Genomic DNA, 16,244 nt, shown 5'->3' with positions numbered 1-16,244 from the left:
CTCGGCGGGCGGGGGGGACGGGCGACGGTCGACGAGGCGCTACCGCTGGCGCTGCTCCGCGGCGACGCTGTCCCACAGGTCGCAGAGGTCCTTCCTCAGCCCGGATTGCACGGAGATGGTCATATCGAGGACGAGGTGCTCGTCCGTCTCCGCGTCGTACTTCGGCCACGCCACCGCGTCGCCGCCGTTCGGATCACCGCTCTCCGCGTGGCGCGACCAGTACCCCCCGATCGCGCGCGACAGCTCGAGCTCTTCCTCCGTGAGCGGGGCAGGGAGGAGCGTCCCCGGGGTGCCGAACACATACCGGATCTCGGCCGAATGGAAGGCCCCGAGGTCGCCGAACAGCGAGTCCTCGGGCGCGTGGGTGAAGTGATAAAGGTACGTGTCCACGCCGGCCTCCGCGATCGCGCGCGCCGCCCGCCGCGTCGGGCACACGAAGAAATAGTCGCCGAGGGCCGCGGTCGCCGCCGCCAGCGGCGAGCCGAACGTGTCGCTCGGGTAGCCGGCCACCACGTCCTCGCCGCGGCCGGGGGCGAGGTGCTCGGCGAACGCCAGGAAGGCGGCGTCGTCGTCGATCGTCGTGCCACCCGCCGCGACGAACACGGTGCCCTCGTCGGCGTTGCTGCCGAGGATCGTCGGCACCTTCTCGAAGGTCCCGGCCTCGAGGAGCTTGCCCGGCGTGTCGGGGAGGTTCCAGCCGTCGATGACAGGGAACCAGCGCGGACCTTCGCCGAGGAGGATGTCGGCGGCCGGCGGCAGCGCGGTCGTGACCTCCTCGGCCGACTTCTCGCGCAGGCACTCGAGCACGGAGGGCGCGTCGCCGCAGCCGAGCGCCTCGACGAGCGTCCCCCCCTGCGCGACGGCCGCCTCCTCGGGGACGAGGACATCGCACGGCCCGCTCTCGATGATCGCGCGCTGGAACAGGCCGGCGCTCTCCGGCGACACGAGGTGCGCGCAGATGCTGATGCCGCCGGCGGACTCGCCGAAGACGGTGACCTTGCCCGGATCGCCGCCGAACGCGCCGATGTTGGCCTTGACCCACGCGAGCGCGGCGCGCTGGTCCTCGAGGCCGTAGTTGCCCGTCGAGGGGTGATCGGGATCCTCCGATTTGAGCTCCGAGAGGGCGAGGAACCCGAGCGGGCCGAGGCGGTAATTGAAGGTGACCACCACCGAGCCGGTCGTCTCGGACAGGCGCTGACCGTCGTACTCGGGCAGGCCGCCGCTCCCGACCTCGAAGGCGCCGCCGTAGATCCACACGAGGACGGGCAGGGACGAGGACGCCGGGCCTTCGGGCGTCCAGACGTTCACGGTGAGGCAATCCTCGCTCGAGCTCGGGTCGAAGCCCGGCGTGAGCATCATCGTTTGCGCGCAGGCGGGGCCGAGCTCGGTCGCCTCCAGCGTCTCGGTCCACCCCTCGTGGGGCGCGGGCGGCTTCCAGCGCAGCTCCCCGACGGGCGGCGCAGCGAACGGGATGCCGAGGAACGTGCGCGTCGAGCCGACGAGCGCGCCCTCCACAGGACCCTTGTCGGTCTGGACGAGCAGGGAAGCAGGCTCATCGCTGCCGCCGGCGCCGCCGTCACCGCCGTCACCGCCGTCACCGCCGCCACCGCCGTCACCGACGGCGCCACCGCTGCCGCCGGCGCCGCCGCTGCCGGCCGGGGCGAGCTCCTCCGAGCCGCAGGCCGCGACGAGCAGGCCAAGAAGAAGTGTGTACGACAGCGAGAATCGAATAGGCATGATCGTCTCCGTGAGATTCAAGTCGAGGGTGCGGGATTCCGGGGTGGCCATCGGCGCGTCGACCCGGGCGAGCACGGCGCGCTCGCTGCGGATCCGGCGATCGCGGCGGCGGGGAGCGCGGCAGCGAGAACGCAAGATGGGGTAGAGGGCGCCGCCGGCCGGCGGCGTGGGGCGCTGTGCATCCGCCGATTCAACCACGGAGCGCGCGGTGAATAGCACTGGATTTTTCGGCGCACCGATGGGCTCGATGTGCGCGTCGAGGCCTGTGTGCCGGCCTCATGTCCGTCGTGCGGCGGCGAAAAGCGGCCTTGACAGCGCGAATGGCTATCACGTCTGCTGCGCACATGACAATTCTTCGCGAGGACGGGGGCGCGGGCGACGTGCATCGAGCGGCACGGGCGAGGAGATCGCGGCGCCGCGCCGCCCGCAGGGCGGGGTCGGGGGGATCCCGGCTGCTCTCGTGCATCGCCGTCGCCGGCGCGCTGGCCGCGAGCGCCTGCGGCTCGGACCCGAGCCCCGGCGGCGCCGGGGGTGGCGCGGGCGGCACGGCCGGCGCGGGCGGCACGGCCGGCGCGAGCGGCAGCGCGGGCGGCGAGGGCGGCGAGGGCGGGGCCACCACGACGACCGGCACCGGGGGCGATGGGGGCGAGGGCGGCGAAGGTGGCGGGGGCGACGTCGCGCCGGTCATGCCGGAGATCCACCCCGAGGCGTTCGGCACGTTCGACACGTCCGAGCTGACGGTGTTCGCGTTCAGCCAGGTGGAGGTGCACCAGTCGGATCCGCAGGTGATCGAGCTCGCGCCGGACATGGTGCCGAGGGCGTGGCAGCGCTGGCGTGACACAGGGCTCGCGATCGAGGAGTACGACGCCGATTACCTGGCGAGCTGCCGCGAGCGCGGCGTCCGCTTCGTCGCGGGCAGCACCGCCTCGGTCATCTTCGCGGACGAGGTCGAGAGCGAGGAGCAGTTCCTGGAGCAGGCCACGCGGAACGCCGCCGGCGAGCTCGTCGCCCACGACCAGATCGTGGAGGGCGCCCACCGGGCGAGCATGGCGTCCCCGAGCTACCGCGCACGCCTCATCGAGCTGGGCAAGGTCCAGATCGATCTCGGCGTGGACGGGCTGAATTTCGACGAGATCAACGGCGGCTACGGGGGCGCGCAGTACGACGGCAACGAGGGGTTCGACGACCATCACGTCGCGGACTTCGGAAACTACCTCTGTCGCAAGCACGGCGGCCGCCAGGACGACTGGCAGGAGGGCTTCGGCATCGCCCCGGAGGACGGCCTCGATTGCTCGGGGGCGCCGGAGACAGCGGGCAGGAGCTTCGATTTCCGCGGGTACCTGGGGCGCATGAACGCCACGGAGAAGCCGTTCGACAGCAGGAACAAGCTGCTCCTCACGGAGTGGGGCTGGACGGTCGGCAACCGCCCGGACCCGCAGGTCGGGACGTTCGTCGAGATCTACCCGGCGCTCGTCTACTGGCAGGAGGTCGTGCTCGAGCTGCGCCGCTACGCGCGCGAGGAGCACGGCCGCGAGATCTTCATCACCTCGAACGGCGTCGTCCCGTTCGTCGATCTCCAGAGCGTGGGCCTGTACGACTGGAACATCGACGGCGACGGCCCGCGAGGCATGGACTGGGTGCCGATCGTCGATGGACACCTGGATGGGACCGTGTCGTTCCAGGCGGCGCTGCGGGGGCTCAAGGCGCGCTCGAAGCGGATTCAAGAGCTCGTCGGCGGCAAGGAAGTCCCCCTGATGCTGTTCCTCGACTGGCCCAACGACATGATGAATCGCTACTACGGTCTCCCGCTGGAGGAGCGGCAGGACTACTTCCGCGTCTTCGCCGCGGAGGTCTACGCGAACGGCCTGTACTTCGCCCTGCCGCTGCACACGACGACGGACGAGAACACGGCGACAGCGCTCGAGATGATGGACTTCTTCGCGCGGTTCCGCGACTTCTACAGGTCGCACGCGGACCTGTTCCACGGCGCGACCGACCTGACGGGGCCCGTGAGCCTCTCGTTCGAGGCGTGCGCGTCCGCGGAGGATCCCGGCGCCTGCGCGGAGCAGAAGAAGACCAGCCACAACCTCGTGCGGCTCGCGGACGGGCGCACGGTGCTCCACGTCATCAACCACGAGTACAGCGCAGGCGTGGTGGAGCAACAGGGGGTGACGGCGAGCTTCCCGGTGGACACGGCGCCCGCGGCGGTCACGGTCGCCTCGCTGGACTTCGAGGAGGACCGCGAGGTGCCCTTCACCTACGAGGACGGCGTCGTCACGGCCGAGGTGGGGGCGCTCCAGGCCTCCGTCGCGATCGTCGTCGAGTGAGCGCGGCCGCCGGCGCCGGGTGAGCGCGCCGCCAGCCGTCCTGGGGGCCGGCCGCGGCGGCTCGCGCGACGCGCGCCGGGGTCAGCCGCCTTGCCGGCGGGCCGCGGCGGCCTGCGCGACGCTGGCGACGAGGCGCCGCAGCTCGGCCGCGTCCACGGGCTTGGTCAGGTGGTGGTCGAACCCCGCCTCCCGGGCTTGCCGCCGGTCGTCCTCGGTCCCCCAGCCGGTGAGCGCCACGAGGACGAGGCCGGCGAAGCCCGGCTCCGCCCGCAGCCGCCGGGCCACCTCGTACCCGCTCATGCCCGGCAGGCCGATGTCCAGGAACACGACGTCCGCGCCGAGCTCCCGCGCCGCCGCCAGCGCCTCGGGGCCGGTGTGGACCGCCCGGGTGCGATGCCCGGACATCCGGAGGAGCAAGGCCAGGCTCTCCGCCCCGTCGACGTTGTCGTCCACGACGAGGATCCGGAGCGCGGCCGCGGCGTCGCGCCCCGCCGGCCCCGGCGACGAGCGCCTCGACGCGGGCTCCTCGGCCGCGGCGAGCGGGAGCCGGACGGCGAACGTCGACCCGCAGCCAGGACCGTCGCTCTCGGCGTGGACCGTCCCGCCGTGCAGCTCCACGAGCCGCCGGACCAGCGTCAGCCCGATCCCCAGCCCGCCCTGGGCCCTGTCGATCGACCGGACCACCTGGGTGAACATGTCGAACACCTTCGGCAGCATGTCGGCCGGGATGCCGACCCCGTTGTCCACCACCCGGACGACAACGCCGGCCCCCTCGCGCTGGGCGGTGAGCCGGATGACGCCGCCCCGGGGCGTGTACTTGGCCGCGTTGTTGAGCAGGTTCGCGAACACCTGGGCGAGCCGGGTCGGATCCGCGTCGAGCAGCAGCGGCTCCGCCGGGAGCCGGACCGCGAGCTCGTGCGCGGCCGCCTCGATGAGCGGCCGGCTCGTCTCCAGGGCGCCGTTCAGGACCGACCGGAGATCGACCCGCTCCCGCCGCAGCTCGACCTTGCCGCGGGTGATCCGGGACACGTCGAGCAGGTCGTCGACCATCCGGACCATGTGCCCGATCTGCCGCTCCATCATGGCGAGGATCTTCCGGGCCTGCTCCCCGCTCCCGGCGACCTGGAGGATCTCGAGGCCCGTCCGGATGGGGGCGAGCGGATTGCGCAACTCGTGGGCGAGGGTGGCGAGGAACTCGTCCTTCCGCCGGTCCTGATCGCGGAGCTGGTCGTACAGCCGGGCGTTCTCGATCGCGACGGACGCGATGTGGGCGAGCTGGACGAGGATCGCCTCGTCGCTCTCGGTGAACTCCCCGTCGTGCTTGTCGGTGAGCTGGATGAGGCCGAGGTTCTCCCCGCTCCGGCCGATGAACCGCGCGACAAGCCAGCCCCGCATCGGCCCCGACGTCGATGCGGCGCTCAGCGCCTGCGGCCCGTCGTCCCCGGAGGCAAGGCTGGCGATCGCCTGTCTGGCGCCGATGAGGGCCCGGGCCTGCTCGGTGATCCCCTGGAGCACGCTGTCCAGGGACCCGGACGCGTGGATGGTGAGCGCGGCGTCGGCCACCTGGCGGAGGAGCCGGCCCTGCTCCCGCTCCCGATCGAGCAGCTTCGCGAGCCGCTCTTCATCGCGCTTGCGGTCGGTGATGTCGACCGTCACCCCGTCGAACCGGCGAGGCGCGCCGTCCGGCGCGTAGGCCGTCCCGCCCAGGGCCCGGATCCACTTGAGCGCCCCGGTGGCCGGATCGACCGTCCGGTAATCCACGTTGTACGGGATCCGCTCGCGGATCGACGCCTCCATCGCTCGCCGCGTCGGCTCCCGATCGTCCGGGTGCAGGCGGTCGTAGAATGTATGTATGCTTATGTCGGCGTTGCTGGGAAACCAGAAGTGGTCCTTCACCCGGTCGTCCCAGATCAGCTTGTCGAACGGCAGGTCGCAGTACCAGAAGCCGACGCCGGACAGCCGGACCGCGTAGTCGAGCCGCTCGTCGCGCTCCCGCACCGCGCGGGCCACGCGGGCGCGCTCGATGGCCTCCCAGCAGCGGCCCACGATGAGCCGGACGAGCGCCACCTCGTCGGGCGTCCAGCGCCGCGGCGTCTTCTGGTGGACGGCCATCGCGGCGGTGAACTTGCCGGACTTGTGCAGCGGGACGCAGATGACCGCCTGGATCCTCGTCGCCCGGTAGGCCGTGAGGTCCTGTCCGGCCCGCGGGTCGGCGTCGACGTCGTCCATCACGTACGGCGCGTTCGCGAACATGCACCGGACCAGCTCGGGCCCGAAATCGGCGACGGGCCACCGGCCGACGATGCTCGGGACGCCCCGCGTGTAGTCGCCCGTGATGACGTAGACGCGCTCGTCCTCGACCTCGGCGTAGGCGCACCGGTCCGCCCCGAGGTGCTCGGCGAGCATGCGCGCCGTGACGGCCATGACCTCGTCGGGGTCGGAGAGCGGCTGGGTGGCGGCGGCGAGGTTGGCCAGGAACCGATGCCGGCCCTCGCTCTCGCGGAGCGCCTCGGCCGCCCGCCACGCGTCCCGCGCCCGGGCGAGCGCGCGGACGGCCGTCGCGGCGAACCGCGACAGGCTGGAGATGAGCCGGACGTCCTCGGCGTCGAACTTCCGCTCCTCGTTGTGGGCGAGGACCCAGACGGTGCCGATCGGCGTGTCGTTGTCGTGGAACGGGACGGTCAGCGCCTCGACGACCGTCGGTTCGACGTCGTCGTCCGACACGAAGTGGCGGGCGGGGCGATGGAAGAGGAGCGCCTCGCCGCGGTCGAGGACGGTGCCGCAGAGGCTCGGGCTCCGTGGCATCACGCCGCCGAGGTGGTGCGCGAGCGCCCCGGCGATCGCGCGCCACCGGAACACGTGCCCGCCCTCCCCGTCGTCCTCGAGCACGCTGATGCCCGCCGAGTCGGCCCGGCAGAGCTCGAGGAGCAGCGACGCCAGCCTCGGGAGGACGTCCTCGAGGGGACCGGCCATCGCGGTGGCGAGGGCGAGCAGGGCCCGGTTCTCGGCCGCGTGGTCGGGCAGCCGGGTCGGGCGGCGCGCCAGCTCCTCGGTCCGCAGCACCCCCTCCAGTCCGACCGCTTCCGGCTCGGCCGCCTCCCCGGCGGGTGATCGATCCCGGAGGTCGAAGGGGGGCGGCTGCGCGTGCATACCTCGTCGGAACCTTGCGGACTCGAAGGGGGCCCAGGGTACTGGACCCGTCGGCCCAGCGCAAAGCGCGGCCGGAATCTGTGTGGGTAAGTGTGGGGGCGATCGGGTGACGGGCCGTATCGTCCAGGGACGACAGGGGCTCTTCGCGCGGCGCGGCTCGACTGTCCAGCCGGTGTTCTTCTCCTCGCTCGCGCGTGTTGCGCGCTCGACTCGAGCGGATGCCGCATCCCGAAGCCCGCATGCACGCCAGCGGCAGGAGGAGGCGGACTCGACAGTCAAGAGAGAAGGGGAGCGCGGCTCCACGCGACAGGCGGTTGGGATAGACTACGTGGGTCGCCATGCTGGAGATCCTGCGCAATGCTCATTACGTCGTCATCGTCAACCCGGCGATGAAGCTCGCGAGGATCACGCGCAGCGCGGTGCCGTCGGAGTCTGTTGCGCAGTTCGAGGAGGGGTGGATGGAGGTGAGCCGCGCGCTCGACCGGGTCGGCCGCGACGGGCTGTCCCTGCTCGTGGACCTGCGCTCGGCGGTGGGGAGGAACGATCCCGCGTTCGAGGCGGCGATGCAGCGGTTCCGGCCCATCGTGATGAGGGGGTTCCGGCGCGTCGCCATCCTCGTGCGGACGCCCGCGGGGGCATTGCAGATCCACCGCCATTTCCGGGAGGACGGGGTCGATCGGATGATCGGCAGCGACGAGGCGCGGCTGCTCGAGTACCTCTCCGAGGCGCCGCCGCGCAGCCGCTGAGGGGAATCACCGCCGACGGCTCGTCATCGGAGAGCCCTCACGCGCAACCAGCGTGCGCTACGGGTCTTCCTTGCCGGGCCCAGGCGCGAGCCACTTCGTCATCATCCGGCGCTCGTGGTCGGCGAAGCCGCGGCGGCGATACCACGCGTACGTCTCTGCCTTGTCCGGCTCGACCTCCAGGTGGAGGGCGCGCACGCCCGCCTCGCGACAGCCCTGCTCCGCGCGGTCGAGCAGCCGCGCCGCGTGGCCGCGCCCGCGCGCCTCGGGCCGGACGTACAGCTCGTCGACGAACGCGTCCCGCCCGTGGAACTCGAGCGAGAAGCCGAATCCGACGGCGCAATAGCCGGCCACCTCGCCCCCGGCGACCAGGACCCACACGCCCCCGAGCGAGCGATCCGTGACGAGGGCGCTCAGCGCCGCGAGCGCGCGATCCGGGGAGAAGGGGTATTCGTCCTCGGCGTAGTAGGCCCGCATGAGCGCGTGGACCTCGGCGACGTCGGCGCCCTCGGCGCGACGGATCTCGATGGACGTGGGGGAGAATCGCATGGCCGCCTCCTGCGCAGCGCCGCGCGCTCGTCCCTCCCGCGGGCCCGCGCTGCGCCTTCACGGACTCCGCTCTTCACGGGCGCCGTTCGATGATAGCCTCTCGCCGGGATGCGCGCTCTCTCCCGGCCTCTCCTGGCGCTGCTCTCGGCCGTCTCCGCCGCCGGCTGCGCGGCGTCGCAGCCGCCGGCGCCGCGCGCAGAGCCGCCGCCCCCGCCGCCGCTGACGATGACCGACGTGCGCGCCCTCTTCGGCGAGGTCTCCGCGGCGCGCGGCCTCCCGGAGCGGGCGCTCGTGCCGGTCGCGCTGCTCGACGCGCCGAGCTTCGCCGCGGCCCTGCAGCGCCGCATCACCGGAGCGCCCTCGCAGGAGGAGATCGAGCGGCGCGCCGGCTTCCTGCTCGCCTTCAACCTCGTCCAGCAGGTCGGCCCCGGCGCGGGGCGCCCGAGCTCGATGCGCGAGGTCCTCGAGGAGCAGGTCTCCGCGTTTTACGACGACGACATCGGCCATATCGTCGTGCGCGCCGCGCCCGCGCGCACCGAGCAGGACGCGCGAGAGCAGCGGGCCGTGCTGGCCCACGAGTTCCAGCACGCGCTCCAGGCGCAGAACTTCGGGCTGCCCGACCTCGGCGCCCTCCCCGGCGAGGAGCGCCGCCTCGCGCAGCTCGCCGTGATCGAGGGGGACGCGACGCTCACCATGATGGCCTACCTGTCCGCCGACGCCGGCGCCCCGCTCGGCCGGACGCTGCGCCGGGCCTCGGAGCTCTCGCGCCAGCTCTCCCTGGACGCGCTGCCCCACCGCGACGGCAACGCGGCCTTGCGCGCCGCGCTGCCGATCGCCCGGGAGCGGCTGCTGTTCCCGTACGCCGCCGGCGCGGCCTTCGTCGCCGACATCTACCGCGCGGGCGGCTTTCCGCTGGTCAACCACCTCTACGCGCGTCCGCCGGCGTCGACCGAGCAGGTGCTCCACCCGCAGAAATACCTCGACGGGGAGCCGATCGTGCCCGTGCGCGCGCCCGGGTCTCCGCCCGGCTACCGGACGCTCGGGGGCGAGCCGCTGGGCGAGCTGCAGACCCGGGTGGTCCTGGAGCGCTGCGCGCCGGCGGCCGAGGCGCGGATCGCCTCGGAGGGGTGGGGCGGCGACGCGTTCAGCGTGATCGGCGACGGGGCGCAGGGCGTCGCGCTCTTGTGGAGCACGGCGTGGGACACCGAGCGCGACGCCGAGGAGTTCGAGGCCGCGCTCCGCAAGGATCCGGGCTGCTGGCGCGGCCTCCGCCTGGGCGAGGGGCCGAGCGCGCGCGCGGTGGACGGCGCGTTCGTGGTGCTGCGCGAAGGAGCGCGGGTCGCCTTCGTCCGCGGGCTCCCGGAGCCGCTCGCGACCGCGACCGCGCGGGACCTCCTCACGCTCCCCGGCGCGCCCCCGCCGCCGTCGCCCGTGGGCGCGTTCCAGGTCCCGCCGAGGTCTCCGCCGCCCGCGCCGTGGCGGGGCTTCGTGCAGGGCGCCCAGTACCGGAGCGACTGGCTGGGCGTCTGGGCGCTGCTCCCCGCCGGCGTCCCCGCCACGACGACCGACGAGGAGCTGGAGCTCCGGCTCGGCCGCACGGACATCCTCGTGCGGAGCGGGCTCGTCGTGTCCGACCGGGTGGTGACCCCCAGGCTCATCGAGAAGCTGTTTCGCGACGTCGCGACCGGCTTCGCCCGGGCCGCCGGCGAGCGCCCGCTCGTGATGGTGAGCGGCGGGAGCGTGGCGCACCCGCTCGGGCCGGCGATCGAGCGGACGTGGGAGGTCGCCGGGACCAGCGTCGCGCTCCGCGCGGTCGTGGTGCCCGTGTGCGGCGGGACCGGCTCGTATGTCTTTCTCCAGACCTGGGCAGACCCTTATGCCCGCTCGGTCCTCGACGGGTGGCTCCACTCGTTCCGGTGGCTGTCGCCGGGGAGACCGCCTGTGTGCGAGGCGCTGGATCCGCGCTGATCGCCGGCGCGACCGCCGTGCGGCCGGCCGGCGAGCCGACCAGGCGCCCCTACTGGCCTGCGACGTAGAAGACGCCCCGCAGATCCTCGGTCGCCGAGATGGGGCCGGGCTCGCCGCCCGGAGCGCGCCAGGAGGTCACGCGGAACTGGTAGTACATGCCCGGATCGAGCGGACCGCCGTACTCGACCGAGACCTCCTCTCCGCCGCTCGCGCCCGGGACGCTCGGCCCTGCGCACGTCTCGTCGTCCGCCAGGCACCACACGAGGTCGCCATAGGCGTTGTAGACGACCACCGTATAGAAGTCCTCGCTGGAGTCGTCGGCCCACCGGAGCGTGGGCGCGCTCGTCACCGGCTCGGGATCGGCCGCGCCCGGGCCGATCACCGTCAGCGCCTCGGTGATCTTGAACGAGGTCGCCAGCGAGATGTCCTCGCCGGGGCTGGGCATCTCCACGGTGACGAGCTGCGTGCCGGCGATGTTCGGATCGGGATCTCGGACGAGGCCGTCGTTCTCGAACGCGGCGAGCACCACATACTCGCCCGCCGGGACGTTGGAGATGCTGAATTCGCCGCTCACGTCGGGCGGCCCGCTCAGCGGCGTGCGCAGCCCTCGCGGCACCTCCCCGCGCACGAAGGTGTCGTTGAAGGTCGACGCGACGACGAGCACGACGCTGGTGGTCGAGCCGCCGGGCGCGTTGACGATGTTGATCGTGCCGGAGAGGGCGCCGAGGGCGGCGTCCGAGCGCGACAGATCCACGCCCGTGAGCGCCTCCTCGCCCACCTCCGCGGTCGCCGGATCGAGCGCGAGGCCCGCCGCGTAGCCGCTCACCGAGTAGCTGCCGCCCGGCACGTTGAAGATGGTGAAAGCGCCGCCGCGGTCGGTCACCGCGCTGAACCCCTTGCCGCCGCCGTCCTCGGCCACGACGAGCACACCACCGGACTCCTTGTCCGCGAGCACCGAGCCCGAGATGCTCGGCAGCCCCCGCTGGTCCTGGGGCAGCGCGATCAGCGCGATGTCCGTGAGCGCGGTCTCGATACCCCACCCGTCGTCGCCCGATGTCGCCTCGCTCGAGGCGATCGGCAGCGCGGTGCGGAGCCCGCCGGGGAAAGGCTGGTAGTCCTGCGCGCTCGCCCGCAACGTGAAGACGACGTCCTCGATCGGCGCGCCGTCCTCCGCGCGGGGGACCGGCACCTCGAGCACGTAATTCCCCGCGGCGTCGGTGGTCGTCACGTCCGTGAGCGCGGTCGCCTGATCGTCGAGCGCGAGCACGAGCGCGCCCTCGATGCCCGAGGCGCTCTCCGAGTCGAAGACGCTCCCCTTCGCCAGCACGGGCGGGTAGCAGGCGTGGCCGCCAGCGACCAGCTCGGCGCAGGTCAGCCCGCCGGCGCACAAGGGGTCTTCCGGGTCGCACTCGCCGCCCTCGGCGATGCCGCAGAGCCCCGTGCCGTCCCGCGTCTCGCCGCAGACCGCGTCGTCGAGGCAATGATCGGGGCCCGCCGGATCGCACGCGCCGCCGGGCGGGATCTGGCAGGTGCCGTCCGCGCCGCACACCGCGCCTTCCGCGCAGAAGTCGCTGAGGTCCCCGGCGCAGGAGGCGCCGACCGGGATCCGGCAGGTGCTGTCCTCACCGCAGACGGCAGCGTCGAGGCAGTAATCGGCGCCGCCGGCATCGCAGCCGGCGCCGGGCGGCGCGTAGCAGATGTGGTCTTCGCCCCCCGCGGCGCACACGAGGCCGTTCGGACAGCCATCCTCCGGATCGCATTCGTCGCCGACCTTCTCCGGGTCGGGGCCGCAGCCCAGCGCGACGAGCGGGAGAGCGACAGCGACCAGCCGGGCGTACTCGGCAATCTTCATCGAGATGTCCTCCATGTTGTGTTGAGGTCCCCTGGACGTGGATCGGGTCGAGCGGCGGCGCGGCTCAGCGCTCCTTCGCGGTGACCTTGATGACCGGATCCAGGCGATAACCGCTCTCGTCCTGGGTCAACGAGCTCGCCTGGTCGACGTCGAGGGTGAGGTGCAGCGTGTCCCCGGAGCTCACCTCGATCCCGCCCGCCGTCACGATCTTGAGCCCCGACTCCGAGCAGGAAGGACAGGAGACCGGGATCCTGACGGGCCCGTCGACGAGCTCGGCGCCGGCGAGCACGAGCCGCACCTGCGTGACCTTGCCCGCGGGGACCTCGTTGGATCCGAGGAACTCCTCGATCGACATCGCGTCGCGGAGGTCCACCTCGGCCTCGCCGCTGAAGACGGTGATCCAGCCTGCTTCGTCCGCGCCCTCGGTCGATCCTTCGTCCTCTCCGCGCGAAGCGGCGTCCCCTTCCGCGTCCCCCGCGACATGGACGCTGACCTCGGCGATCGTGAGGGCGAGGCGCATCTGCGCGGCCGCGCCGGTGTCCCCCGCGGGCGGCGCGGCGACCTGGAGCGGCTGGGCTGTCACCCCCACCTCCACGGTGCCGTCGCCGCCACCACACCCCGTCACGGCGAACGCGAACAAGCTGAAGAAGACCACGTGCGATGAGAAAGCGCGCATACCACTCTCCTCCGGTAAGGGCGATCGGCGATCAGGCACACTGGCTTGCTGCCTCGCAGCGCAGCCCGTCGCCTGGGCGGTCCGAAGATGCCCTTACAGTGCTCGAGCGATCCTCTCACGGCTCAGGTTTCAGCTCGACCGGCGGAGTGTCCCTTTCCGGACCAGCGACCACGATGGCCGACACGCGATCTCGTCTGACCGCGGAGGTGTGGTGAGCGGCGCGCCCCCTCACACAGCTGGGTCGTTGTCAGAGGAGCGGCGCGGAGGCAGCGTATCCGGCGCGGCGGAGGATCCCGGGTCGCCGCTCGCGACGCCGGTCGTCGCGCGCGGCCGTGGGGGAGGGGGAGCCGCTCCCGGCTACTCCGCCGCGGCGGGCTCCGCCGTCTTCTCTGCGCTGTCCGTGTCTCCGCTCGAATCGGCCGACAGCTCGCCGGTGAGCACCGTCAGCGCGACCTTGATCGCGATCGTGAGCACCATGAACCCGGCGGCCCAGATGCCGGCCGTGATCTTCCACTCGGCCATGGAGGGCACGTACTCGACGAGCTCGTGCAGGGTGCTCGGCACGAATCCAGGGATGATGAGCCCCATGCCCTTCTCGATCCAGACGCCGGCGAACGCGGCGACGCAGGCCGCGTCGAGCCAGGCCCTGCTCCTGCGGCTCGCCGGCAGGTGCAGGATCACCGCGGAGGCCACGTTGAGCGCCACGGCCGACCAGATCCAGGGCACGAGCGCGCTCTTGCCGTGCAGGCCGAAGAACAGGTAGCTCACCGCGGCGCCGTGCGTGCCGCCGGTGTAGAGCGACGTGAAGAGCTCCGAGCCCAGCATGAACAGGTTGAGCAGCACGGTCACGCGGAGCACCGAGGTGAGCGTGCGGATCGGCCCGTCGCCCACGCGGAACCGGGTCAGCCGGGCGACGAGCTGGAGCAGCAGGATGACGAAGGCGGGGCCCGTGATGAAGGCCGAGGCGATGAAGCGGGGGGCGAGCAGCGCCGAGTTCCAGAACGGCCGGCCGCCGAGGCCCGAGTAGAGGAACGCCGTCACCGTGTGGATCGACACCGCCCAGCCGATCGACAGGAACACGAACGGCAGATACCACTTCTTGTCCGGCTTCTTGCCGAGGTACCGCGTGTAGATGAGGTAGCCCGAGATGTGGAGGTTGATGAACAGGTAGCCGTTGAGGACGATGACGTCCCACGTCAGCATCGAGATGGGCCAGTTGAACCGCCCGATCCCGGGCAGGATGTGCCAGAACCTGTCGGGCCGCCCCATGTCGGCCACGATGAACAGGAGGCAGACGACGATGGCGGCGATCGCGAGCAGCTCGCCCAGGATCACCACGTCGTGCATCTCGTGGTCGTCGTAGAGGTACGCCGGGATCACCATCATCACGGCGCCCGCCGCGAGCCCCACGCCGAAGGTGAAGTTCGCGATGTAAAGGCCCCATGAGACGTGGTCGCTCATGCCGGTGACCTGCATGCCCTCGGTGAGCTGGTGCGCCCAGGCGTTCGCGCCGACGAGCGCGATCGCCGTGAGCACGGTCATCCAGAGATAGAAGCGCCACGAGCCCTCGAAGCTCTGGCCGATGACCCGGAGCAGGAAGCGCGGGTAGGTGATGGCGTGCGTGTCCTTGCGCATCGTGGCTCCGCTCGCTCAGACGTCGAAGAAGTAGAAGAAGCGCGGCCGCGTGCCGAGCTCCTCCTTGAGGACGAAGATGCGCTTGTTCTCGAGCACCCAGCGGATCTCGCTGTTCGGATCCAGGAGGTTGCCGAAGACGCGCGCGCCCGTGGGGCAGGCCTCGAGACACGCGGGCATCCGGCCCTCGCGCGTCCGGTGGAGGCAGAAGGTGCACTTTTCCACGACGCCCTGCGGCCGGATGCGGTTCGACAGGTAACCCTGGTCCGGGTTGATCTCGTCGGCCGGTATCTCGGGTTTCGTCCAGTTGAAGCGCCGCGCGTGGTAGGGGCAGGCGGCCTCGCAGTAGCGGCAGCCGATGCACCAGTTGTAGTCGACGGCGACGATGCCGTCGGGCTCCTTCCATGTCGCCTGGACGGGGCAGACCTTCACGCACGGCGCGTTGTCGCACTGCTGGCACTGCACCGGGAGATAGTACTTGCCCTTCGCGGGGACGGCGTGCTCGTACGTCGCGTTTCCCTTCTCCATGTCGAAGCTGCCCTGCTCCATCTCGAGCACGCGGATGTAGGAGTTGTTCGTGCGCCGATCGTGGTTGTTCTCCACGTGGCACGCCTCGACGCACTTGCGGCAGCCGATGCACACGCTCAGGCTGAGCGCGTAGCCGAACTGCACCCCTTCCTGCGGGCGGACGTCGCGGATGGTGACCTCGCGGCCATACTCCTCCTGCGTCTGCTGCTCGAGGCGACGGATGACGTCGCCGAGCTCGTCCCGGGTGAGCTCCTTGTAATGGCGCTGAAGGAAGTCATCGAGCGAGAGATCCTTGCTCCACGCGCGCAGCGGCTCCATCGCGTAGGCGAACGCGGAGGCGCCGAGCGTGCCTCCGAGCACCTTGAGCGCGACGCGCCTCGACGGCTGGGTCATCGGTGGGCTCCTTCTCCGGTTCCTGTGGCGTGGTCCCCCACGAAGCGGTCGCGCGGGGGGAGGACGGGCGTCGAGGGCTGGAATGCCGGCACGTGAGGATCGTGGCAGTCGACGCAGTGGTTGCGCATCCGCGCGCCGCCCGCGTAGCTGCCGCTCATGCCGCCGTGCGCCCCCTTCGCGTAGTCGCGGAGCTGCGGGCCATGGCACTGCGCGCAGAGCTGCATGGCGTCGCGCATCGGGAGGATCGTGCCGTCGGCCTTGCGCAGCGTGTCCTGGTCGCCGATCACATGGCACGAAGCGCAGCTCAGCCCGCCGTGCTCGAACCTCAGCCCGACGTGGAACTCGTCGAGCTCCGCCGTCGAGGCGGGCAGCGCCTCCGGCCGGCGCAGCGAGTGGCACGTGACGCACGCCGCGCGGATCGGCCGTCCGAGGGAGTCCCGCTTGTCGCTGGGGACGCCGGAGAGCTTGTCAGGAAGGTGGATGGTCGCGGAGGCGACCGGCGTCGCGTCGAGCGCGGGGCGCAGCTCCAGCGGCTGGTCGCGATCCTTGCAGCCGGCCGCGTGGGCCAGACACAGGAGGCCCACAATCGCGGCGGCCCCGGGTAGATGAAGAGAGGAGTGCACGTCGCCGTCCGCATCGCACGCCACGTGCCACCGCGCGAGTCCAGGGCGGCGCCGCGACCATCGTCC

At 72.1% G+C, this 16,244-nt stretch carries 11 protein-coding genes; 3 read left to right on the top strand and 8 right to left on the bottom strand.

Annotated elements, in window-relative coordinates; all coding sequences use genetic code 11:
• Window positions 1–39: 39 nt before the first annotated feature.
• Window positions 40–1,737, bottom strand: coding sequence for a carboxylesterase/lipase family protein (locus tag WME76_RS20835; protein ID WP_437961821.1), 1,698 nt, complete (start codon window positions 1,735–1,737; stop codon window positions 40–42).
• 344 nt (window positions 1,738–2,081) lie between these two features.
• On the opposite strand from WME76_RS20835, the gene WME76_RS20830 reads away from it, so the two are divergent.
• Complete coding sequence (locus tag WME76_RS20830; protein ID WP_437961820.1) at window positions 2,082–4,064, top strand: hypothetical protein; 1,983 nt, start codon at window positions 2,082–2,084, stop codon at window positions 4,062–4,064.
• A gap of 81 nt (window positions 4,065–4,145) precedes the next feature.
• Here the strand turns inward: WME76_RS20830 and WME76_RS20825 are convergent, their stop codons facing one another.
• Window positions 4,146–7,214, bottom strand: a complete 3,069-nt coding sequence (locus tag WME76_RS20825) for a GAF domain-containing protein (protein WP_437961819.1) — start codon at window positions 7,212–7,214, stop codon at window positions 4,146–4,148.
• A gap of 338 nt (window positions 7,215–7,552) precedes the next feature.
• On the opposite strand from WME76_RS20825, the gene WME76_RS20820 reads away from it, so the two are divergent.
• Window positions 7,553–7,960, top strand: a complete 408-nt coding sequence (locus WME76_RS20820) for a hypothetical protein (RefSeq protein WP_437283968.1) — start codon at window positions 7,553–7,555, stop codon at window positions 7,958–7,960.
• Between the two features lie 57 nt (window positions 7,961–8,017).
• On the opposite strand, the gene WME76_RS20815 is transcribed toward WME76_RS20820, so the two are convergent.
• Window positions 8,018–8,506 carry an N-acetyltransferase family protein gene (locus WME76_RS20815; protein WP_437961818.1) on the bottom strand — a complete coding sequence of 163 codons (489 nt, stop codon included), beginning with the start codon at window positions 8,504–8,506 and terminating at the stop codon, window positions 8,018–8,020.
• Between the two features lie 108 nt (window positions 8,507–8,614).
• Between WME76_RS20815 and WME76_RS20810 the strand changes: the two genes are divergently transcribed.
• On the top strand, window positions 8,615–10,474 hold the full coding sequence (locus WME76_RS20810; protein WP_437961817.1) for a hypothetical protein: 1,860 nt from the start codon (window positions 8,615–8,617) through the stop codon (window positions 10,472–10,474).
• A gap of 49 nt (window positions 10,475–10,523) precedes the next feature.
• Here the strand turns inward: WME76_RS20810 and WME76_RS20805 are convergent, their stop codons facing one another.
• From WME76_RS20805 to WME76_RS20785, 5 genes are all read right to left on the bottom strand, one after another.
• Window positions 10,524–12,326 carry a carboxypeptidase-like regulatory domain-containing protein gene (locus WME76_RS20805; protein ID WP_437961816.1) on the bottom strand — a complete coding sequence of 601 codons (1,803 nt, stop codon included), beginning with the start codon at window positions 12,324–12,326 and terminating at the stop codon, window positions 10,524–10,526.
• Window positions 12,327–12,390: 64 nt separating this feature from the next.
• Window positions 12,391–13,002 (bottom strand): DUF4382 domain-containing protein, encoded by a 612-nt coding sequence (locus WME76_RS20800; RefSeq protein ID WP_437961815.1) that lies wholly within the window; start codon window positions 13,000–13,002, stop codon window positions 12,391–12,393.
• A 357-nt stretch (window positions 13,003–13,359) separates the two neighbouring features.
• Window positions 13,360–14,637, bottom strand: coding sequence for a sulfate reduction electron transfer complex DsrMKJOP subunit DsrP (gene dsrP / locus WME76_RS20795; protein WP_437961814.1), 1,278 nt, complete (start codon window positions 14,635–14,637; stop codon window positions 13,360–13,362).
• 15 nt (window positions 14,638–14,652) lie between these two features.
• A complete protein-coding gene (locus WME76_RS20790; RefSeq protein ID WP_437961813.1) occupies window positions 14,653–15,555 on the bottom strand; it encodes a 4Fe-4S dicluster domain-containing protein in 903 nt (300 codons plus the stop codon).
• On the bottom strand, window positions 15,552–16,178 hold the full coding sequence (locus tag WME76_RS20785) for a hypothetical protein (RefSeq protein WP_437961812.1): 627 nt from the start codon (window positions 16,176–16,178) through the stop codon (window positions 15,552–15,554). The genes WME76_RS20790 and WME76_RS20785 overlap by 4 nt, the downstream gene beginning before the upstream one ends.
• Window positions 16,179–16,244: the final 66 nt, after the last annotated feature.

Source organism: Sorangium sp. So ce119, assembly GCF_051524405.1.
In the GTDB taxonomy this organism is placed as follows: Bacteria; Myxococcota_A; Polyangia; order Polyangiales; family Polyangiaceae; genus Sorangium; species Sorangium cellulosum_G.
Note: the sequence above shows the minus strand (reverse complement) of the source record. Positions and strands in the feature narration are given on the sequence as shown.